We start from the raw sequence: 20,921 nt of genomic DNA, 5'->3' as shown, positions 1-20,921 counted from the left end.
GAGGTATTTTAAAATGATAGAATTTTGGTTTAATCAAGACGATACATGGTTACAACTTCCTGTACCACCTTCTAGTTATTCACTTAAATTAGCTAACAACAATTCAGTAGTTAGTGTAGAATCAATTGGAGAAATAAATATATTAGGAGATTCAAAGCTTTCAGAAATATCTTTTGAGAGCTTTTTTCCTGCTCATAAATATAAATTTTGTGCATATTCAGATATTCCTAAACCATTTGAGTGTGTTGCACAAATAGAAGCTTGGAGAAAAAGTAAAAAGCCAATAAGAGTGATACTTACAAACACAGATATCAATGATCTATTCTCTATAGAAACTTTTGAGTATGGAGAAAATGATGGAACTGGGGATATAAACTTTACTTTAGCATTAAAGCAGTATAAGGCATTAAAGTTAAATGAAAAAATTGTAGGTCAGTGGGGGGCAAGCTTTAGTTTAACTGATGTAAATAATATATTGGGTGGTAATATATGATTAAAATATACAGCTTATATGAAGGTTGGCTTTTAACAGATATAACTCCAGTTTGCAAAAGTATTGAATTATCAGCATCAATAGATCAGCCTGCAAGAAAATGCTCATTTAGCATGTTATATTCCTTATCAGATATAAATCAGCCTAGAGTTCAAATATGTCCAGGGACGCTAATAAAGATTGTAGATGAAACTTATGGAGAAATTTTTAGAGGTGAAGTTGTAGATAGGACTTTAGGAAGTTCAAATCAGGAGGAAACTTTTACTTGCTATGATTATATGAGGTTTATCATGAGTTCATCAACAAGCATGAATATTAAGAATATGTCTCCAGAAAGTGTTGTATATAAGGCTTGTGAAGAATTAAACATCAAAGTTGGTAATGTAGTGGAAACTGGAATGCCGATAGGTAGACTATGTGTAGATAAGAGTTATTATAGCATAATAATGCAGTGCTATAGTGAAGTTAGCAAGCAAAATGGAAAACAATATGTTCCTATTATGAAAGCTGATACGTTCAATGTAATTGAGAAGGGGCAAATAATATCAGATTATTTGCTTCAATCTGCTAATGTGGATTTGTACAATAACAACATAATAGATATGAGTTACAAAGATTCTTTAGAAAATATGATAAACAGAGTGAAAATTTTTGACGTTAACAATAACTACGTAGATCAAGTGGAAAATTCAGAGCTTGTAAAAAGATATGGTGTTTTCCAGACATCGTACACAGTGGAAGATGATAACAACACATATGAAGTAGCACAAAATAAGTTATATGGCTTCAGTGAAGAAATAGAAATTGAAGCTATTGGTAATTATAGCTGCTTAACGGGGTATGCTGTTAAGGCAAAAATATGGTATTTAGACATATTGAAAGATGCAACTCTTTATGTTAATGCTGATACTCACACCTGGGAATGTGGAACAGGAAAATATACAATGAAGCTTACAGTAAGCTTAAGTAACAAAATGGATTTACAGGAGGTTGATAGCTAATGGATCCATATGTAAAAATGTTAAATTTAATGAAAAGAAAAGGTGCAGAAAGTAATCCTCTTTCCATATGCATTGCTAAGGTTAATTCTCCACCTCCTGAAATAATAATTCAAACAAATGATTTGCAGCTATATAAGGAGGATCTTTATATAGCTGATTACTTATTATCAGGATATTCAAGACAAGCATCAGTAACAAATACTGATGGTACTGCAGTAAGCTTTCTAGATACAATTAAAATTGGCGATGAGCTAGCAGTCTTACCTACTAAAGATAATCAAACATGGATAATACTTTGTAAGGTGGTGAAATGTAGTGGCTAGTATATTACCTGAAACAAACTTAAACATGGCAAATAAACTTGCGGCATTTTCACAAGAAGAGAAAGTTACAGATATTCCTAAAGAATATGCCTGGGATTTTGAAAAAAATGATTTTAAACTTAAGGATGGAAAATTTCAAATTGTAGAAGGAATAGAAGCACTAAAAATATGGATATGGAAATCTCTTAAAACAAGCAAAGGAAAGTATCCAATTTACAGTGGTGCATATGGAAATGAATTTGAAAAAATAATTGGTAAAGGGTTCAGTAAAAGTTTAATTGAAAGTGAGGCTAAAAGGTTAACTTTAGAATGCTTAAAGGAAAATCAGCACATATTAGGCGTAAAAAACTTTGAGGTGGATAAAAACAATGATATTTTAACCATAACTTTTACAGCAATAACTGAATGTGGGGAGGTGACAATTGATGTATGAAAATAATACTGAAGAAAATTTAAGATCACAAATGCTAGATAGTATTGATTCTGGAATATCAAAAAGTGAAGGATATTTTGTATATGATGCGATTGCTCCATCTGCTAAAACCATAGCAGATTATTATAAGGCTCTAGATACAATTTTGAAATTAGTATTTGGTGAGGAAGCTCCAGAGGTTCCTCAAGATGAATATGATAAATTTATAGATAAAGATGCAGCAAGACATGGCTTAGAGAGGAAGCAAGGTTTATATTCAGTGGGGCAAGTGACTTTTTTAGGGTTAGAAAATTCTATAATATATGAGAACAGCATAGTTCAAACTGTTGAAGGCTTAAAATATAAGGTGACATCTCAAGGAAAAATTAAAAATGGAAAATGCATACTAGGAATTAAAGCAATAGAAATAGGTTCTAAATATAATGTTCCAGCTAATGCTATAGTTGAAATACCTATTAAAATAAATGGGATAACTAATGTGAAAAATGAAAGTGCAACTACCAGTGGAACTGATACTGAAACTAGTGAAAATTTATTAGAAAGAATCATATCTAAAGAGAGAGAAGAGAGCAGCAGTGGAAATATATATGATTATGAAAAATGGGCTCTTCAGATATCTGGTGTTGAATATGTGAAAGTAAAACCTCTTTGGGATAAAAGTAATGGAATGAATGGAAATGGAACTGTAAAGGTAATAGTTGCAGGAAATAATGGAATGCAGTTAGATGATACTATAGTACAAAAAGTTAAACAATATATAGATCCAGTAGATGGTCAAGGAAGTGGTAAGGCGCCAATAGGGGCTACAGTAACTGTAGTGTCAGTCAATCCATTAAAAATTGATGTTAATATACTTGGTCTTACTGCATTAGATGGATTTGATATAAAGGATGTTAAAGACAATATAAAAGAGTCTCTTGATAATTATTTTAAAACAATTCCAGTAGGCGGCGTTGTAAAAATAAATACTGTTGAGGCAAAGGTAGTAATGACAGCTGGAGTTAATGATATATCTTCAGTAAAAATAAACAATGATACTAAAAATATAATTACGGCTGATGAAGATAAGGCATCTTTGGGAGGGATAATTTATGAATAATGCAGCTGATTTAGAAGGATTTGAAAATATTAAGATTGCAAGTACTTCAAGTGAAAATAGTGCAAATGAGTCAAAAGATAAGCTAGAAAGCTATGTTATTGATGAAATGAAAAATAGCTATATTTTCCAGGAAATATTTAATGCTTACGGAAATCTCTTCGATAAATTAGGCTTGGATATTTCGGATTTATTCCTGCAAATTTTGCCTCAAACTGCAACTGAATGGGGCTTGAAACTATGGGAAAAACGAGTTGGAATAACTACAAATAATGCTAAATCAATTGAAGAAAGAAGAGCAAGGGTATTAGCAAAGCTTAACTCTAAAGGTACAACAACAGTTGAAGTAATAAAGCAGATTTGTAAAAGCTTTGTTTCAGAAGCTGAAATAATTCAGAATAATCCAGAATACTATTTCCAAGTAAATTTAATAAGTGATACAGGCTTTCCTTATGCTTTAGATAGTTTGTACGATTCAATAGAAATAGCTAAGCCAGCACATTTAGGCGTTAAGTATAAACTAATATCCATGAACCAATCAGAAATGTACTATGGTTTAGCATCAATTATGGGAGAAACTATGACAGTTTATCCATGGGGAGCTAAAAATATTGAATTCAGCGGAAAAATGGAAAGTAGTATCAGCCAATGTACAGGTTCAGAAAGCATAACAATATATCCCAGTAAGGAGATGAGTTAATTTGGCAGAAAAATTTTATACAATGTTAACAAAATTAGGAAGAAAGAAATTATCAGCTTCAGCAGTTTCAGGCAGTAAAGTAAATTTTAAAACCCTAAAAGTCGGAGATGGAAACGGCTCATATTATGAACCTTCAGAAGATCAAACCTCAATTGTAAAAGAAGTTTGGTCAGGCAATATAAGTGCAATTTCAGTCGATGAATCAAATGCAAATTGGATAGTTGCAGAAACAGTAATACCAGCAGCTGATGGAGGCTTTTTCATCAGAGAAGCTGGTATTTTTGATGACGCTGGAGATATGATTGCCATCACCAAATTATCAGAGACCTATAAACCAACAATTTTAGAAGGAAGCACAAAAGATTTAGTCATAAAAATCGTACTAGAAGTCAGCAATGCAAGCAGCATAGATCTTAAGATAGATCCAAATTTAGTAGTCGCAACTAAAGGAGATATACAAATACTACAGTCAAAATTTCAAGAAGTCAGTGCTAAGTTATCAGGAAAAATGCAATTGTATATTAATGAGACATTGCCAGCTATAGCTGATAGAACAAGTGATACTTTGTATTTTAAAATAACAGATAAAATAACCAATGGCTTTGCAGACAATGTAAAGGTAAGTCCCAATATGGGTATTAAAATAGTTCAATAGGAAGCTAAAAATAATGTATATAGTGAAATAATAAATTTACATTTGAATCGCTAGTAAGCCAAGCAGTCAATTAATTGTGTAATGTAGAAACTTAATTGCGATATATATTAAAAATTAAATATTCATGTAAATGATGATTAAAACAGTCAATAAGAAAGGATGATCATATAATGGCAAATTTAGATAAAGTAAGGGTTCAATTATTAGATGAAAGTACAGGTGCAGTATTAAAGGAAGTAAATGTATTAACAAGCGCAGATGCAGTTACATTTGCTGATGGACAAACATTTCAACAAAAGTTAGATGGAGGATTATTGAAAGGCCCTCAAGGGGTTCAAGGTATACAAGGTGTGCAAGGACCAGCTGGAGATCCTTTTACAATCGCAAAAGTGTATAGTTCAGTTTCAGCTATGAATACAGGATTTGCTACAGATGGACTAAAAATAGGGAGCTTTGTGTTAATAGACACTGGAAATGTTAATGATGCTGATAATGCAAAATTATATGTTAAGGGCTCAACAGCATACACATATATAACAGATCTTAGCGGAGCAACAGGTATGCAGGGGCCACAAGGAATCCAAGGTATACAAGGCCAACAAGGAGCAGCTGGGATTAGAGGATCTCAATGGTATAGTGGAACCACAATAACAGGAACTAGCACATCAGCAACAGTTTTTACTGGAAGTGGTATAATTTCAGCTTTAGTAAACGATCAATATTTTAATACAAGCACAGGAAATGTATATGTATGTACAGCTTCAGGAGACGCAAGTACAGCAAAATGGGTATATTCAATATGTTTAAAAGGAGCAACAGGCGCAACAGGTGCTGCTGGACCAACTGGTGCAACTGGCCCACAAGGGCCGGCAGGAGCAGACGGAGCAAGTATTAAAGTTGGTACTGATTATGCAAGTGGAACACAAGTCAAATTATTTCTAAAGACTATGTAAGGAGGAAAACAAATGGCAACAAAAAACATAGAAATACAAGATAGTACAGGAAATATATATTACCCACATACTGATGCATCAATTGTTAAATTTGGAGATTCAAATGTTAATGCAACATTGTCTGATATGACGCAAGATAGAATTTATTATTGTGGAACCACAAGTGGAACTAATACTTATACAGCAACTAATAGTAAAATTACAGCATATGCAGATGGTTTAACAGTCAGAGTGAAAATAGGAACAGCTAGTACAGGAGCAAGTACACTAAATATTAATGGGCTTGGAGCTAAAACAATTTTAGACAGTTCGGGTAATGCAATTGTTAGTGGAGGATTAAAGGCGGGATTTCCATATCAATTATGCTACAATGGTACAAATTTTATTGTATTGGGTAAAGGAGGTGGAGGAACAGCAACCGCTCCCCAAATATTAAGCGGTCAAACAGCAACAGTCGATAGTGGACAAGTTACAGGAACTATGCCTAATAATGGAGCATTAGGAACTACTTTAGCTATTAATGGTTCTTATACGATTCCAGCAGGATATACAACTGGCGGAACAGTAACTCAAAGTATAACAACAAAAGGAACAGCTACTATTACACCAGGAACAGCTAATCAAACAATAGCAGCTAATCAATATCTTGCAGGTACTCAAACTATATTAGGAGATGCAAATTTAGTTACTGGAAATATTAAATTAGGATCTACAATATTTGGAGTAAATGGAAAAATCAGTGTAGTAGATACTTCAGATGCAAATGCTACTGCTGCTCAAATATTAGCTTCACGAACTGCTTATGTAAATGGAAGCAAATTAACTGGAACGATGGCTACACACGAACAGGAAGCATGCATAAGCACAGGTTTAAATGCTGCTGGCACACTATATTTAAAACCTGCACAGGGATATTGGAGTGGCGATGCAAACTGCTGGGTATACGCATATGATGCTGACTTTACTGCAGAAAATATATTAAGTGGGAAAAATATATTTGGAATAAATGGAACTGCTACAATTCAAAATTTAGGTGGATATAAATATGCAACTGGAACTACTGTTTCAAATTCAGGCTCAGATTCAACTAAATGGCATTGGTTTTACTCATTTCAACCATATGGTAACCATAGGCCTTTTATAGAAGTAACAGGATTAAATTTCACTCCTTTATATATAGTTTTAATATGCAATAATGGTACTACTATATATAAAACAGAATATGAAAACACATTATATGCTAATTATGGTAATAGTAACGTCCCAACTATAAGTATGACAGAGGGATATGTAGGTTCGGACACAACTGGAGGATGTCTATTAAAAGGTGATTACTATTCGACTGTAGATGTAGCTCAAATACCATGTGCTAGTTATGGTAATTTTTGTTTACCTGCAGGTTGCGGGTCTGCAACTTATAAGTGGATTGCAATAGGATAATAGAAAGGAGTGAATTTAAATGAATCAAATACAATCAAAAATTTATTATGATATAAATACAGGACAAGTATTAGTAATAACCCCTGAAATGCAAGGCTCTGTAGAAAAAACAACTAAAGAACAGGATATTGAGATGTATCCACAATTAAAAGACAAATCTATAGATGAAATAGATTTCATAGAGTTAGAATATGGTACTTTAGATGAAACATTTAAGAATATAAAATCATATTCAGTAGATGTGGAAAATAAGAAATTCAATCCTATATATTTAACACAAGAAGAATTAGATGCAATTCAACAACAATTTCAAGAAGAACAAGAATTAAGTTCTAGAGCTTCTGATATATCTACTTATTTATTAAATGTAGATTCAACTACTATTGCAGATATAGAAAATTCTATATTAGAAATAGAAAAAAATAAAGTTATAAATGGAGGAATTTAAATGACAAAGATGCAAGAATTATTAGGAAGAATACTAAATAATAGGATTAATGCTGAATTAACAAAGGACAAGCAAGGACAAAACTTCGTTAGTATTCAAGAAACAATGGATATATTTTTAGCAGGAGATAAAATTACAGCAGAGCAATATGCGGATTTTACTGCATTAATAGTGCCAGTAGATAATACAGCTACAACTAATAGCTTTGAAACAAATGCTACTACATCATAGGAAAAAATTATGCATGAAATCAAATAAAAATCCAAGTAAAAGATTATCATTTAAGTAAATAATCTTTTTTTATTTTTGTTTAGAAAAATATAAAAAACTTGGATTTTGAAAGCTAGTTATATCAATGCCTAAGTTGAAGTTAGTTTATAAAAATATGATTAAGAGAGAGTGTGGCTTAACCACTTCTGTTTTTTACAGTATATCATGGAATGTAATAATGCTAGGAAATATTTTTAGTGTCCTATATATTAGAAAGCTAATACTTATTTTTAATAGAAAGGAAGTAATACATGAATGAGGAATTGATTAAGGATAAAATTGAAACATATGAAAGAAGACTTAATAATCATGGAGAGAGATTAGATAAGCTTGAGCAAGATTCAAGGGAACTTAAGACAGAATTGAAGAATTTATGTGAAAATATTAAATCACTAACAAATATGATGAAGTGGTTTATAACTGCAATAGGAGGAGCTTTAATAAGCTTCCTCTTTTTTGCAATTGAAACCAAGATCTTAAGGTAAAGGAGAGGGATAATAATGAAAGAAATATTAATTAATCAAATTTTACCTATAGTAGATACTTCAGTAGTGGCAATTTTAGCAGTGATAATTAAGCAGGTTGGAAATTCAATAATAGATTTCTTTATTCAGAAGAAAAGTGAAATAAGCCAAAAAATAAAGATAAATGAGCATCAGGAAGAAATAAATACTGCTAAAGAAGTGTGGAATATAGTAGAAGAGAAATTTAGAATCACAGAAAACGCAACTGGGCTTTTAACATCAAAGGCAGATGAATTTGATAAGGTACTTATGGAGCGCATTCCAGGAGTATCTAAAGAAAATTTAGAATTTTTAAGGCAAACTATAGCTGGAGAAGTTAATAAAGGCAGAGATATGTTAACAAAAGATTCGAAAGCACAATAAATCTTATAATAGAATATAGTTACAATTAGTAATACAAAATATTGAATAAATATGGCTTTAATAAAAATCATTTATTACTAATTATTTTCAAACCAGACCTAATGTTTATGTATATTATGTAAGCATTAAGCCTGGTCTTTTTTTGTTTGCATTAAATGAAATTTGGAAATTATATATTCATGGATTTTAACCTTTTACTACACTCAATAACTAACAACTACTATTTAATTCTATCACTTGGAATATTTGACAAAGGACAAAAGTAAGATAAAATTATATATGAGTTCTAAAAATTTATCAATCAAAGTTAAACTTTTAAAGCGGAAGTATGAAAAGGAATAACCTTAATGATTAGAAAGATTATTAAATGGAACTTATATATTATAAGAACTTAGGGGGAATAATAATGGTAAAATTAAAAAAATTAATAGCAGGATCACTAATAGCGGTTTCAGTATTAGCGATAACTCCGATAAGCGCGAGTGCAGAATGGAAGAATGATAGCACTGGATGGTGGTATACAGAAGGTGGTTCATATTCTACAGGCTGGAAAAAGATAGAAGGAAAATGGTATTATTTTTATGCTAGCGGTTATATGGCTAAAAACACAGTTATTGATGGATATGTTTTAAGCAATAATGGGGATTGGACAGGTCTAGAAACTAAATCTGATAAGATTTCAGTTTCATATCCTTCAAATTGGACTAAAACGACTTTAAAAGGAGCTGATATTTACTATCTAGATAATCAGGGGACTAATGTGAACTTGGTTATAGATGGCATGGAGGGATATTCAGAAGAGGTTTATTTTAATTCAGCAGAAACTTATATAAAAAATCGCTCAGATATAAATAATTTACAAATTAAAGAGCGTAAATTTAATAATAATAATGTGTTAACGCTAAATTATTCTTATAATTTTAAAGGAATGGATGTACAAGTAGAACAAGCAATAATTTGTAATAGTAACAAAGCATATTTATTTACACTTATGCAACGTGGAAAAATATCAGATGAAAATATGACATCTTTTGAAAGTATGTTAAATACAATAAAATTTGCATATTAGTGCTTTAAGTTAGAGATTGATCTTTAGTGAGGGAGGATATGCTTTAATTTATCTTACCTTCCTAAAGATAGTACATATAATTAATGAATAATAGAAGATTAGTTTGAAATAAATACGGAAATAATTTTGAAGGTTAAAAAATATGCTGCAGTTATAAGAGAACGTGTATATAGTCTTATAGAAAAGGAGAAAAAATGAGTATTACAAACGAGCAGAAAGTATATGAAATATTAGATTTATTATGTATTAAGTACACTAAATATGAGCATAATCCAATATATACAGTTGAAGAAGCCAAAAATTTAGATATCGATATCCCAGGAGGTCATTGTAAAAATCTTTTTATTAGGAATAGAAAAGGAGATACCCATTACTTAGTTGTTTTAGATGAAAATAAGAGAGTTGATTTAAAGGCTTTAGATAAGCAAATTGGCAGTACTCGGTTATCATTTGCATCAGAAGAACGTTTATATAAATATTTAAAGCTAACACCAGGATCCGTTACTCCTTTTGGATTAATAAACGATTCTAATAGAGAGGTTATAGTATTAGTAGATAAAGATTTAGCTAATCAGGATATTGTTAATTTTCATCCTAATGTAAATACAGCGACCATAGGAATTTCTTATAAAGATTTTGAAAAATTTATTTTGTGGCGTAAAAATGAATTTAAATATATAGAGATATAGCTTAAATGGAGGGAAGTTTTATGGAGATATTAGGTAACTTAGGACCAAGCATAGTATTTCTTGTTGTTGGACTTATATTAAAATTGTGGCCTCCCAAAGAGGTAAATAATTTTTATGGATATAGAACTTCTTTTTCAAAGAAAAACAATGATGTATGGAAAGAAGCAAATAGCTATAGTGGAACAATGATGATATTAGGCGCAGTTATATCAATAATTTTTTCCATCACGATAACTTTTTTATATGGGAATAATCCAGGAAGATCAAATATAACATGTGTTATGGGATCTTTAATAATTGTTTTAATATCAATATTTTATACAGAGATCCATTTAAGAAAAGTATTTGATAAAGACGGTAAACGTAAATAAGAGTAATAATTCTACTTTTTAAGTAGTTTTGTAGAAAAATATGTCATATTATGCTAAAATATCCCTATGCGAATATTATAACTAATGATAATTGTTATTAGCAATGGGGGTGTCATAGATGAAAGAAGAAAAGCTTAATGAATATATGAAAAGTTCAATTTTTCTAGTTATAGAAAATGATTTGATTGTTGATGTTAGTACACAGTTTATAGAATTAACAGAGTATAGGTATGAGGAATTATTAAATAGTAGCATAATTAATGTATTTGAAAAATTAAGGGTTGGTCCAAACATTAATACTAGCGATATTGATGAGAAGATCAACTATTTTTTGTTCACGAAATCTTTAGGAGTTAAATTTGTTAATATAAAAGTAATATGTGAGAAAGAAAAAGATATATATATCTTTAGTGAAAAAATGAATTCTAATATTGAAATTAAACATTCATTTTTAAATGAATTAATTTTAAATAATTATTATGGAGTAGGAGTATATAGTCTTCCAGATATGACGCTTCTTAAAACTAATGAGAAGTATGTGAGTTTTATGGATGAGCCTTTTAATAAAATAGAAAATTGTATAGGAAAACATATATCAGAATTCACGACAGGCTTTAAGGGGAGTGCATATGAAAGGCTATGGGATAATTTACTTAGAACAAGGTGTGCATGCAACATAGATGAATATGAGTATGACGGTTTTAGTAGGGGAATTACCTATTGGAGAATATCATTAATACCTATTTTTGAAGATGGTGAAATGAAATATTGCGTTGTAATGCTTACAGAAATAACTGAACAGGTCGTTCATAGAAAAAAAATTGAGGAACAGGCAGAAATAATTAAACAGCAGAATTATACGTTAAAACGACAGGCAGACATGTTGAACTTATCAAGAGAAGCTATTTTCGCTTGGAAATTAAATGGAATTATTACTTATTGGAATAAAGGTGCAGAGCTTATGTATGGCTATACCAGTGATGAGGCTGTTGGCTGCATAAGTCATGATTTATTAAAAACTGTTCATTCAGTAGATATAAAAACTATTAAGGAGAGTATGCTAGAGGACGGGGTATGGAGCGGTGAAATAGAGCATACTAAAAAAGATGGAACAAAACTTATCATTGAAACAAGTCATCAAATTTTTGTCGATGAATATGGACAGTTAGTAGTACTTGAAACTAATCGTGATATAACCGAAAGGAAGAGGTTAGAAGAGGAAATTAAGCATCAAAAAGCTGAATTAGATGAGATTATACAAAGTATAGATGATGCTTTGGTTATTTATGATAGTAATAAAAATTGTTATTTAACTAATAAATCTGCTGAAGAATATTTTAAGATTACTAATCTTAGAAAAATTAGTAATCCCAATCATTATAAGTTTTATAATTTAAATGGAGGCGAGATTCCTAAAGAAGAAATGACTATTTCAAAAGTATTTAGGGGAGAAGTAGTTATAAATGATAGAATGACTCTAAAAAATGCGACTAAAACAAAACATATTAGTTTAAATGGAAGACCTATTTATGATAGCAATGGAAATATAAAATTTGCAGTTATTTGCAGTCGCGATATTACACATGATATTGAAGCGCAGATGCTTATAGAACAACAAAACAAAAAGCTTGAAGCAATTATTAGCAGTGCATCGGATGGAATGTTTTTGTTTAATCCAGATAAAAGTGTAACTTTATTAAATAAAGAATCAGAAAAATTTATATATGATATTAATGGATATAAAAGCGTTGGCGATACGTGCAAAGATACTAAATATTATGATAAAGATGGAAATCTGCTTGAAGTAAATGATCTACCAGGTATTAAGTTAAAGAATGGTGAGAGTATTAAAAACTTCTTTATTACAGCTAAAAGACCAGATAAAACTATTCATTATAGTGTAAGCGCTTGCCCTATATATGATGATAGAAAAAATTTAATTGCAAAATTGATTTCTGCTCATGATATTACGGAGCGTTTCAATAATGAAAGAAAAATATTAGAGCAAAAAGAGCAGTTACAGGCCATTCTTGATAATATGCAAGATTCAATTTATGTTTTTAATAAAGATGGCGAAATTTTCTTGAAAAATAAGATGGCACAAAAAAGAATGAGCTATTATTGGGATTATAATCATCCAAATGATACAAACAAAAAGTTTTTAGATTTAGATGGATATGAGATTATGGTAGAAGATATACCACATTGTAAGATTATACGTGGAGAATACGTTAAAGAATACTTTATGAAGATAAAAATAGGGGAGTGTGAACAATATGTTTCCGTGAGTGGAGCTCCTGTCTTTAATAAAGAAGGAAACTTTGCTTATGGAATTCTTAATAGCAGAGATATATCAGATTTTATGGAAAATCAGAAAGCTTTAGAAGAAACTCAAATCAAGCTTTTGGAAGCTGAACGAGAAAAAAATGAGACTCTTGAAAAAGCATTAGAAATGAAAGATGAGTTTTTATCACTTATATCCCATGAGTTTAGAACACCTCTTAATGTTATAAATTCTGCTATTCAAGCAATAGATTATTTTTGCAGTGAAGAATTATCGGACAGGCTCAAAAAGTACTTAGGGATGATAAGATTAAATTCATTTAGGCAGCTAAGACTAGTAAATAATATATTGGATATTACTAGAGCTAATGCAGGAAGAATAAAAGTTAATAAAAGCAACATAGATATAATATTTATGACTAAGGCTATTGTTGATTCGGTATATACTTATGCTAGTCAAAAGAGTATTGATATAATATTTTCATCATCCGTTAAACAAAAGATTGTTGGAATAGATGATGAAAAGTATGAAAGAATATTACTTAATCTCTTATCAAATGCCATTAAATTTACACCAGAAGGAAAATCAATTAGTGTAAAAATTCTCTCAAGAAGAGATGGGATTTGCATTGAAGTTAAAGATAAAGGTATAGGAATACCTCAGGATAAAGCTGATATAATTTTTGAAAGGTTTGGTCAGGTTGATAGTTCTTTATCAAGACAAGCAGAAGGAACTGGAATAGGTTTATCTTTAGTGAAGAAATTTGTTGAAGCAATTGGCGGAACCATATCTCTTAAAAGTAAGGTTGGAAGAGGAAGTACTTTCTCAATATTTCTTCCTAGTGAAAGCATAGTTCAAGAGAAAGGTGAAAGAGAAGTGGTAGAGTTCTCAGGAAATCGTCTAATACAAACTACACATGTAGAATTTTCAGATATTTATTTATAGAAAATTACCGTAGATCTTTTATTAAATCCACGCTTTTTAAATGCAATTGGTGAAAATATTAAGTCATTAAAAATCACTTATGCAGCCCTGTAAAGCATGATTTTTATATTTTTGTGAATAAATTAGGATTATATATTTTATTTGAAGTTTTATAAAATATATGCTATAATTTTGGAAGATTTAATAGAATATTTTTTTATCGGTTGGACAAGTTTGCACTTGATTCCAAGAAGTTTGTTTCCAGGGTGGGAAACTCTTATTTGAGTTTCCTGCTTTTTTTATATCACTATATCTAGCTAAAGTGCTAAATTAAAATGGTAAGATTAACTTAATATCATTTGTAAATTTATTAACTAGGGTAAAAATCTAACAGGAATTAAGCAGCAATCAAGTTCATTTTATAACGGAAGGGCAGTGTTAGAATTTGTTTTATGTATTAATATTATTATTGACAGTTACATTTGTATTACCAATAGCATCAAAGAAAGTTGAAAATAATCTTGAAATATTTTTATTTATAGTAGGAGTATTATCGTGCATAACTTCAGGAGCTATAAATAAAGAATTATTTTTAGGAATTATTCAAAATAAATTTATGTATACAATAGCTGTTGCAGTACTAATTGGTGGATTTATATTTAAGGCTCTATCAACTCATATAAAAGGAGCACTTACGTATATTCTTAAATACGTACCATTAAAACTTTTTATATTTTTGTTAATAGTTATTATTGGGTTTTTATCAAGCATAATAACTGCCATTATTGCAGCTTTGCTTTTAGTAGAAATAGTTAGCATATTGCCGATAAGCAGAAAAAATAAAATTAATATTGATGTGGTTGCATGTTTTTCAATTGGAATCGGAGCTGTATTAACACCTATAGGAGAGCCATTGTCCACAATGATTGTTTCAAAACTTAATGTGGGTTTTTGGTACCTCTTGGATAAGTATGGAATTTATATAATACCTGCTATATTTATTCTTGGAATTATTGGTGCATTTTACGGTATTCAAGAAAAAATAGAATCAAATAATACAGAAGAAATTATTATAGAAGAAACTAACAAGGAAATATTCATAAGAGCACTTAAAATTATTTTATTTATTATAGCTCTAGAATTACTTGGAGAAGGATTTAAGATATTAATTGATACTTATGTAATAAATCTTCATATTGGCTATTTATATTGGTTTAATATGTCATCAGCTGTTCTTGATAATGCAACATTAGCAGCTGCTGAAGTAAGTGTGAAAATGTCAGAGGCACAAGTTAAAGCTGTGTTAATGGGGTTACTTATTAGTGGAGGAATGATGATTCCAGGGAATATTCCTAATATCATTTCGGCTGGTAAATTAAAAATTAACAGCAAGGAATGGATGAAGCTAGGGATTCCACTTGGGATGACTATCATGATAGTTTATTATATTATTCTATTTAAAATATAGAATTTTTTGAAAAATGTAAAAATATTTTAAATCTATCAATAACGCTGATAATAAGAATTTGAAGCTAAAAAATGGTATTAATTTGCCATAATTTGAAAAAATGAGACTGTAAATAATTTCCGAAATATATTATAGTAGAATTATAATATGTTAAGGGGGAATGTTGATAATGAGAGCAACAGGAATGGTAAGGAAAGTCGATGAACTCGGAAGAGTAGTAATTCCAAAGGAAACAAGGCAATTACTTTCAATTAATGAAAAGGACTCTTTGGAGATTTTTGAAGAAGAAAAGAAAATAATATTAAAAAAATATACTCCTGGATGTATTTTTTGTGGCAATATAAAAAGTGTTACCAAATTTAAAGAAGTTGCTATCTGCGAAGAATGTATAAAAGAATTAAAGAAATTAAATACATAAGAAAATTCAATTACATTTTATGAAGTTTTAAGAAAATTATTAATGATGTAATTCTATTTAATCAAGGCTTAGATTTTTTAGTATAAAACAAAAATCTAAGCTTTAATTTTAATACCATCTATTGATTATAAACTATTCTTAAAAGGAAAAAGTTACAGTAACGAAACTCATAAGTCCTCAAGATTTTATTATAGAAGTAAGTTGATTAGTAATTTTATTTATTAATAGTCTCCTATTTAAATGATAAAAGTGATAAAATTAAAGTATAGTAACCATATTTTTTAATGAGTAATAATATCAATTATGGGTATTATATAATTGTGGTATCTTAGTGAATTTAAGTTAAAATATTTATATAAAAGGAAAGGAAGTGAGTATTTAGGCTAAGGAATTTATAAATTCAGTGCTATGCCTAAAGAAATGATATGAGTTTATTTTTTAATAAAAGATCAATATTGATAATTGTTATGACCTTGTTTATAACCATAATGGCAGGATGCTCGAATTCAAGTAAGCCTTCAGGTGATGCAGCAAATGATGGCAAAAGCAGCAGTGAAACTAGTGAAACCAGTGAAGACAAAAATTCAAAGTCAGATGCTCCTTCAGAAAATAGTAATGCTGGGACGTCAAACACTGAAAATAATGCACAGAAAGCAGTTCTTGATAATATTAAGAAATTATCTGAAGAGGGAAAGATCATTAACTGCGATTTCCCTGTAAAAACTTCAACTCTACAGGATATAGAAAAAAAGTGGGGAAAAGCAGATAAATCAGATTGGGTAGGAGAAGCAAAAGGAAATTATGCTACTTATTCAAGTAAGAATGTTGTATTTGGTACTAATAAAGGTGATCAAGTTTTTGAAGTTAGATCATTTGACAGTCAGCTAAAACAAATTTCACTTTCAGATGTTAAAGACTTTTTTGGGCAGCCAGACCATGATGTTACATCAAATGGAGAAAAGATTATAGGCTATAAATCTGGAAGCGAGTTTAAGATTTTATTTGTTTTTAAGGATTCTGGAAATGATCCTAAATTGGACCATTATTCAGTATTATATCCTAGTGGAACTAAAAATAATATGTCTGGTGATAAGGGCAGGGAATGGTAGTTTAGTAATAAGGATATGCTTTGGAATATTTATTTTGAGGCATATCCTTATTATGTAATAAAAAAATATAAATTAGTAGACATCGCTCCTAAAAACTCTAAGACAAATATCATAATATTTTTGCCTGCCACTAAGGCCATTTAATCCACCATTAACAGCTCTTGTTATAGTTTCAACAGAAGATCTGCTATCGCAAAGTGAATTCATATTATTAGTATACCACCAGAAACCAGCGCTCATCCAAGGATAATTAGCTGCTACGTAGTTAACTCCATCCATAATGTTTCTATCACGCATATAATTTGAAAAGCTTAGATAATTACTTCGACCAGTTATTTGTATATAACCAGCACCTTTAAATTTTGGACCATCTCCAGGATATATATTTCCTAAATCTTCACGACCTTCGTATTTATAACCAGGATCCACTTCTTTAGTGTAAAGTCCACATTCAGATTCATAACTGCATTGGCTTATAAAATGCCTTAGCCTTGGAAAGGTTATTATAGCAAATGTTTTTAAGCAGCTATTTAGCTCGTTGATTTGGTTAAGGGATACATTCTTCCAACCCACTTCATTAAGTTGATTTATTGAAACAATTTGTTCAGATGCTGAAGAAGGCTGTGGACTTGGTGTTTGGGTAACCAAAGCTGCTAATGTACTAGGGCCAACCATTCCATCAGGTGCAAGACCGTTTTCTCTTTGAAATTTTACTACTGTATTATAGGTATTAATGCCGGCAATACCATCGACAGTTAAGACATAGCCTTTGCTATTAAGTTGCTGCTGTATTAATTGAGTATCTATTTTTAAAACATTCCAAGTAGTATCATCAACCACACCATTAGCAGTTAATCCTTTTGAATTTTGGTATTTTATCACTGCATTATATGTTGTAGTTGAGAATTCGCCATTAACTATATCAAAATAGCAACATTTGATTTTTAAGGCATACTGCAGATAAGTAATGTAAGAACCAGTAGAACCTTTTGTCAGTAACATAATCATATCTCCTTTAAAATTGTTAAACTAATCAAAATTTAAAAATACACAATTTTATTTTCATATTCTGCTTCATATAAATTCAAAAACTTAATTTCTACTAAAGATTTCACTTTAGTTAATTAGATAATGTTACTAATAAATATATTATCGATTTAAGGTAGTTATACAAAAATTTTAAGAGTTAACTTATGCTAAATGTTGAATATTTTTTAGGAGAAATTCCAACTGCATTTTTAAAGGTTTTTAGAAAATTAGTATAATCATTAAAACCACATTTCTCACAAACCTCATTAACATTTGTGCCATTAGCTAACAATGACTTGGCTATGGTTATTCTTCGTGCTGAAATATATTTATTTATAGTAGTTCCAGTGGCTGATTTAAATATCCTGCATATATAAGATGGACTTAAATAAAAATGATTCGCTAAATAGTCAATGGTAATAGGTTCAGTAATATTTTCATTTATATATGTTATAATTTCTTGGACTTGTTGGTTGTATTTATAAGAGTGATCATCAATATGTAAGTTATTATTTGCAATATAAATTCCATTTAATAAAGTAATTAGTTCTAAAAAAGATGCATACTCAATTATGTCAGAGCCATATCCATTAGTAGCTATTATTTTATTGATAAAATAAAGAAAGTGCTGTTGCTGTTCTTTATTTAAAGAGATCTTATGATTAAAGTTTTCACTACGATTTGTGAAACAATAACTTAAATCTGTTTTATCACTTGATATAGATTTAAGGAATTCTGGATGAATTGAAATAACAATTCGTTCATGAGCCCTATCAACCTTGGAAACGTGATGACTTTCATATTGATTAATTACAAATAGATCTCCAGGGCTGATATCATATAGCTTATTATGAATAAGTATTTGTTTTCCGCCGGATATAGAGTAATATATTTCATAACAGTCATGTATATGTATGTCCATAGTTTTTTCTTCCTTATATAGGCGTGCAATAGAGAAATAGCGTTGCTCTAAGCAGTTCTTTATGGAAGCTTTACAAGAATTTTCTTCTTTCATAAATAAAACTTCTCCTTTCATTTTTGGTGTACGTTTACTTTAAAAAGGATCATTGCTTAATATCTAATGAGTTATCTAATGCATCCATTATAAATCTATGGTTCAAGATTTGCAATATTTTCGAAAGGATATAACAAGAAATTGATTATATGTAGTGATATACTGTAAATATAAAATGTAACACATAGAGGAGGATTTTAATTATGGGAATTATGGACGGATTTTCATTAAAGGGAAAAATTGCATTAGTAACAGGTGCTTCTTATGGTATAGGGTTTAGTATCGCAAAGTCTTATGCTGAAGCAGGAGCTACTATTGTATTTAACGATATTAATCAAGAATTAGTAGATAAAGGACTAGCTTCTTACGCAGAATTAGGAATAAAAGCTCATGGCTATGTTTGTGATGTAACTGATGAAGATAAAGTAAATGAATTAGTTGAAAAAATTGAAAAAGAAGTAGGAGTAATTGATATTCTTGTAAATAATGCAGGTATAATCAGACGTATTCCAATGCTTGAAATGAAAGCTGAAGACTTCCGTAAGGTTATTGATGTAGATTTAAATGCACCATTTATTGTGTCTAAAGCAGTAATACCAGGAATGATTAAAAAAGGTCATGGAAAGATAATAAACATTTGTTCAATGATGAGTGAGTTAGGTAGAGAGACAGTTTCAGCATATGCAGCAGCAAAAGGTGGATTAAAGATGTTAACAAAGAACATTGCTTCTGAGTATGGTGAATATAATATCCAATGTAATGGTATAGGGCCTGGATATATAGCTACACCACAAACAGCACCACTTAGAGAAGTTCAACCAGATGGTTCAAAACACCCATTTGATCAATTTATAATTGCAAAGACACCAGCAGCACGTTGGGGAACTGCAGAAGATTTGGCAGGACCAGCTGTATTCTTAGCATCTGATGCATCAGACTTTGTTAATGGTCACATTTTATATGTAGATGGTGGTATCTTAGCTTATATAGGAAAGCAACCACAATAGGAGAGGAACGATAGTATGAAAATAGCATTAATAAATGAAAATAGCCAAGCATCAAAAAATTCAATTATATGTGAGTCACTTAAAAAAGTTGTAGAGCCAAAAGGTCATGAAGTATTTAACTATGGAATGTATGGCATAGAAGGTGAAGCACAATTAACTTATGTTCAAAATGGTATTTTAGCTGCAATATTATTAAATTCAGGGGCAGCAGATTATGTAATTACAGGATGCGGAACTGGAGAAGGTGCGATGCTTGCATGTAACGCATTCCCAGGCGTTTTATGCGGCCACATAGTAGATCCATCTGATGCATATATGTTTTCACAAATAAATGATGGAAATGCAATTTCTCTTCCATTTGCAAAAGGCTTTGGATGGGGAGCTGAATTAAATTTAGAATACATCTTTGAAAAATTATTTGAAGGTGAAAGTGGTCAAGGATATCCAAAGGATAGAGTAGTACCAGAACAAAGAAATAAAAAAATACTAGATGAAGTTAAAAAGGTAACACATACAGATATGTTAACAATCTTAAAGAATATAGATCAAGATCTATTAAAAGGTGCTGTAAGTGGAGCTAATTTTAAAGAATATTTCTTTGATAACTGTAAGTGTGATAAGATCAAAGAATATATAAAAAATATATTAGCTTAGTAGATTATAAATATATTTCTGTAATTTATATGTGAGTAATATATTAAAAATAATGAGTATGTTTTGCAAAATGTTCAACTATTTTAAGAATGTAAACAAACATACTCATTGCTTTGCTAATTGAAATAATATGACTGCATAATAATTAAATGGGATTTATCTATAACGCAAGAGAGGATATGTAA

The 20,921-nt window shown here is 30.2% G+C and carries 24 protein-coding genes and 1 other annotated feature; of the genes, 22 read left to right on the top strand and 2 right to left on the bottom strand.

Annotated features, from left to right (window positions below; all coding sequences use genetic code 11):
• Positions 1–13 precede the first annotated feature (13 nt).
• From PZA12_RS17380 to PZA12_RS17285, 20 genes are all read left to right on the top strand, one after another.
• Positions 14–493 (top strand): hypothetical protein, encoded by a 480-nt coding sequence (locus tag PZA12_RS17380; protein ID WP_012059571.1) that lies wholly within the window; start codon positions 14–16, stop codon positions 491–493.
• Positions 490–1,494, top strand: a complete 1,005-nt coding sequence (locus tag PZA12_RS17375; protein WP_103697756.1) for an XkdQ/YqbQ family protein — start codon at positions 490–492, stop codon at positions 1,492–1,494. The genes PZA12_RS17380 and PZA12_RS17375 overlap by 4 nt, the downstream gene beginning before the upstream one ends.
• Positions 1,494–1,817 carry a DUF2577 domain-containing protein gene (locus PZA12_RS17370; protein WP_017210964.1) on the top strand — a complete coding sequence of 108 codons (324 nt, stop codon included), beginning with the start codon at positions 1,494–1,496 and terminating at the stop codon, positions 1,815–1,817. Before PZA12_RS17375 ends, PZA12_RS17370 begins: the two co-directional genes overlap by 1 nt.
• A complete protein-coding gene (locus tag PZA12_RS17365; protein WP_103697755.1) occupies positions 1,810–2,250 on the top strand; it encodes a DUF2634 domain-containing protein in 441 nt (146 codons plus the stop codon). Before PZA12_RS17370 ends, PZA12_RS17365 begins: the two co-directional genes overlap by 8 nt.
• Positions 2,243–3,349 carry a baseplate J/gp47 family protein gene (locus tag PZA12_RS17360; RefSeq protein ID WP_103697754.1) on the top strand — a complete coding sequence of 369 codons (1,107 nt, stop codon included), beginning with the start codon at positions 2,243–2,245 and terminating at the stop codon, positions 3,347–3,349. The genes PZA12_RS17365 and PZA12_RS17360 overlap by 8 nt, the downstream gene beginning before the upstream one ends.
• A complete protein-coding gene (locus tag PZA12_RS17355; RefSeq protein ID WP_103697753.1) occupies positions 3,342–4,046 on the top strand; it encodes a putative phage tail protein in 705 nt (234 codons plus the stop codon). Before PZA12_RS17360 ends, PZA12_RS17355 begins: the two co-directional genes overlap by 8 nt.
• Position 4,047: 1 nt before the next feature.
• Positions 4,048–4,701 (top strand): phage tail protein, encoded by a 654-nt coding sequence (locus PZA12_RS17350; protein WP_103697752.1) that lies wholly within the window; start codon positions 4,048–4,050, stop codon positions 4,699–4,701.
• 170 nt (positions 4,702–4,871) lie between these two features.
• Positions 4,872–5,654 (top strand): hypothetical protein, encoded by a 783-nt coding sequence (locus tag PZA12_RS17345; protein WP_103697751.1) that lies wholly within the window; start codon positions 4,872–4,874, stop codon positions 5,652–5,654.
• Positions 5,655–5,666: 12 nt separating this feature from the next.
• A complete protein-coding gene (locus PZA12_RS17340) occupies positions 5,667–7,094 on the top strand; it encodes a hypothetical protein (protein WP_103697750.1) in 1,428 nt (475 codons plus the stop codon).
• Positions 7,095–7,113: 19 nt separating this feature from the next.
• Positions 7,114–7,542, top strand: coding sequence for a hypothetical protein (locus PZA12_RS17335; RefSeq protein WP_103697749.1), 429 nt, complete (start codon positions 7,114–7,116; stop codon positions 7,540–7,542).
• A complete protein-coding gene (locus tag PZA12_RS17330) occupies positions 7,543–7,773 on the top strand; it encodes a hypothetical protein (protein WP_103697748.1) in 231 nt (76 codons plus the stop codon).
• Positions 7,774–8,063: 290 nt separating this feature from the next.
• The gene (locus PZA12_RS17325) at positions 8,064–8,297 is read left to right on the top strand and encodes a hemolysin XhlA family protein (RefSeq protein WP_103697747.1); all 234 of its coding nucleotides are present in this window, start codon (positions 8,064–8,066) and stop codon (positions 8,295–8,297) included.
• Between the two features lie 15 nt (positions 8,298–8,312).
• Positions 8,313–8,699 (top strand): cobalt ABC transporter permease, encoded by a 387-nt coding sequence (locus tag PZA12_RS17320; RefSeq protein ID WP_103697746.1) that lies wholly within the window; start codon positions 8,313–8,315, stop codon positions 8,697–8,699.
• Between the two features lie 406 nt (positions 8,700–9,105).
• Positions 9,106–9,768: a PsbP-related protein gene (locus PZA12_RS17315; RefSeq protein ID WP_103697745.1), complete on the top strand. Its 663-nt coding sequence runs from the start codon at positions 9,106–9,108 to the stop codon at positions 9,766–9,768.
• Positions 9,769–9,962: 194 nt separating this feature from the next.
• Positions 9,963–10,457: a prolyl-tRNA synthetase associated domain-containing protein gene (locus PZA12_RS17310; RefSeq protein ID WP_103697744.1), complete on the top strand. Its 495-nt coding sequence runs from the start codon at positions 9,963–9,965 to the stop codon at positions 10,455–10,457.
• 20 nt (positions 10,458–10,477) lie between these two features.
• On the top strand, positions 10,478–10,828 hold the full coding sequence (locus PZA12_RS17305; RefSeq protein WP_103697743.1) for an SdpI family protein: 351 nt from the start codon (positions 10,478–10,480) through the stop codon (positions 10,826–10,828).
• Positions 10,829–10,946: 118 nt separating this feature from the next.
• Positions 10,947–14,057: a PAS domain S-box protein gene (locus PZA12_RS17300; RefSeq protein WP_103697742.1), complete on the top strand. Its 3,111-nt coding sequence runs from the start codon at positions 10,947–10,949 to the stop codon at positions 14,055–14,057.
• Positions 14,058–14,258: 201 nt separating this feature from the next.
• Positions 14,259–14,312: a sequence feature (sodium ion sensor (DUF1646 type); this cis-regulatory element may regulate processes involved in with the transportation of sodium ions), on the top strand.
• A gap of 169 nt (positions 14,313–14,481) precedes the next feature.
• Positions 14,482–15,504, top strand: coding sequence for a DUF1646 family protein (locus PZA12_RS17295; protein WP_103697741.1), 1,023 nt, complete (start codon positions 14,482–14,484; stop codon positions 15,502–15,504).
• Positions 15,505–15,673: 169 nt separating this feature from the next.
• On the top strand, positions 15,674–15,922 hold the full coding sequence (locus PZA12_RS17290) for an AbrB/MazE/SpoVT family DNA-binding domain-containing protein (protein ID WP_078117416.1): 249 nt from the start codon (positions 15,674–15,676) through the stop codon (positions 15,920–15,922).
• Positions 15,923–16,347: 425 nt separating this feature from the next.
• Positions 16,348–17,031: a YjgB family protein gene (locus tag PZA12_RS17285; protein WP_077837697.1), complete on the top strand. Its 684-nt coding sequence runs from the start codon at positions 16,348–16,350 to the stop codon at positions 17,029–17,031.
• Between the two features lie 72 nt (positions 17,032–17,103).
• On the opposite strand, the gene PZA12_RS17280 is transcribed toward PZA12_RS17285, so the two are convergent.
• Positions 17,104–18,033, bottom strand: a complete 930-nt coding sequence (locus PZA12_RS17280) for a peptidoglycan-binding protein (RefSeq protein WP_103697740.1) — start codon at positions 18,031–18,033, stop codon at positions 17,104–17,106.
• Positions 18,034–18,217: 184 nt separating this feature from the next.
• A complete protein-coding gene (locus tag PZA12_RS17275; protein WP_077837695.1) occupies positions 18,218–19,075 on the bottom strand; it encodes an AraC family transcriptional regulator in 858 nt (285 codons plus the stop codon).
• A 203-nt stretch (positions 19,076–19,278) separates the two neighbouring features.
• On the opposite strand from PZA12_RS17275, the gene PZA12_RS17270 reads away from it, so the two are divergent.
• Positions 19,279–20,082, top strand: coding sequence for a gluconate 5-dehydrogenase (locus PZA12_RS17270; RefSeq protein ID WP_077841847.1), 804 nt, complete (start codon positions 19,279–19,281; stop codon positions 20,080–20,082).
• 15 nt (positions 20,083–20,097) lie between these two features.
• The gene (locus PZA12_RS17265) at positions 20,098–20,736 is read left to right on the top strand and encodes an RpiB/LacA/LacB family sugar-phosphate isomerase (RefSeq protein ID WP_103697739.1); all 639 of its coding nucleotides are present in this window, start codon (positions 20,098–20,100) and stop codon (positions 20,734–20,736) included.
• The last annotated feature ends 185 nt before the right edge of the window (positions 20,737–20,921 follow it).

The sequence above is a fragment of the Clostridium beijerinckii genome (assembly GCF_036699995.1).
GTDB lineage: Bacteria > Bacillota > Clostridia > Clostridiales > Clostridiaceae > Clostridium > Clostridium helianthi.
Note: the sequence above shows the minus strand (reverse complement) of the source record. Positions and strands in the feature narration are given on the sequence as shown.

Bases quoted from the DNA above. Each gene is read 5' to 3' on its own strand.
- PZA12_RS17380 (WP_012059571.1), top strand. From the start codon at position 14: ATGATAGAATTTTGGTTTAATCAAGACGATACATGGTTACAACTTCCT.
- PZA12_RS17375 (WP_103697756.1), top strand. From the start codon at position 490: ATGATTAAAATATACAGCTTATATGAAGGTTGGCTTTTAACAGATATA.
- PZA12_RS17370 (WP_017210964.1), top strand. From the start codon at position 1,494: ATGGATCCATATGTAAAAATGTTAAATTTAATGAAAAGAAAAGGTGCA.
- PZA12_RS17360 (WP_103697754.1), top strand. From the start codon at position 2,243: ATGTATGAAAATAATACTGAAGAAAATTTAAGATCACAAATGCTAGAT.
- PZA12_RS17355 (WP_103697753.1), top strand. From the start codon at position 3,342: ATGAATAATGCAGCTGATTTAGAAGGATTTGAAAATATTAAGATTGCA.
- PZA12_RS17345 (WP_103697751.1), top strand. From the start codon at position 4,872: ATGGCAAATTTAGATAAAGTAAGGGTTCAATTATTAGATGAAAGTACA.
- PZA12_RS17340 (WP_103697750.1), top strand. From the start codon at position 5,667: ATGGCAACAAAAAACATAGAAATACAAGATAGTACAGGAAATATATAT.
- PZA12_RS17335 (WP_103697749.1), top strand. From the start codon at position 7,114: ATGAATCAAATACAATCAAAAATTTATTATGATATAAATACAGGACAA.
- PZA12_RS17330 (WP_103697748.1), top strand. From the start codon at position 7,543: ATGACAAAGATGCAAGAATTATTAGGAAGAATACTAAATAATAGGATT.
- PZA12_RS17325 (WP_103697747.1), top strand. From the start codon at position 8,064: ATGAATGAGGAATTGATTAAGGATAAAATTGAAACATATGAAAGAAGA.
- PZA12_RS17320 (WP_103697746.1), top strand. From the start codon at position 8,313: ATGAAAGAAATATTAATTAATCAAATTTTACCTATAGTAGATACTTCA.
- PZA12_RS17315 (WP_103697745.1), top strand. From the start codon at position 9,106: ATGGTAAAATTAAAAAAATTAATAGCAGGATCACTAATAGCGGTTTCA.
- PZA12_RS17310 (WP_103697744.1), top strand. From the start codon at position 9,963: ATGAGTATTACAAACGAGCAGAAAGTATATGAAATATTAGATTTATTA.
- PZA12_RS17305 (WP_103697743.1), top strand. From the start codon at position 10,478: ATGGAGATATTAGGTAACTTAGGACCAAGCATAGTATTTCTTGTTGTT.
- PZA12_RS17300 (WP_103697742.1), top strand. From the start codon at position 10,947: ATGAAAGAAGAAAAGCTTAATGAATATATGAAAAGTTCAATTTTTCTA.
- PZA12_RS17290 (WP_078117416.1), top strand. From the start codon at position 15,674: ATGAGAGCAACAGGAATGGTAAGGAAAGTCGATGAACTCGGAAGAGTA.
- PZA12_RS17285 (WP_077837697.1), top strand. From the start codon at position 16,348: ATGAGTTTATTTTTTAATAAAAGATCAATATTGATAATTGTTATGACC.
- PZA12_RS17280 (WP_103697740.1), bottom strand. From the start codon at position 18,033: ATGTTACTGACAAAAGGTTCTACTGGTTCTTACATTACTTATCTGCAG.
- PZA12_RS17275 (WP_077837695.1), bottom strand. From the start codon at position 19,075: ATGAAAGAAGAAAATTCTTGTAAAGCTTCCATAAAGAACTGCTTAGAG.
- PZA12_RS17270 (WP_077841847.1), top strand. From the start codon at position 19,279: ATGGGAATTATGGACGGATTTTCATTAAAGGGAAAAATTGCATTAGTA.
- PZA12_RS17265 (WP_103697739.1), top strand. From the start codon at position 20,098: ATGAAAATAGCATTAATAAATGAAAATAGCCAAGCATCAAAAAATTCA.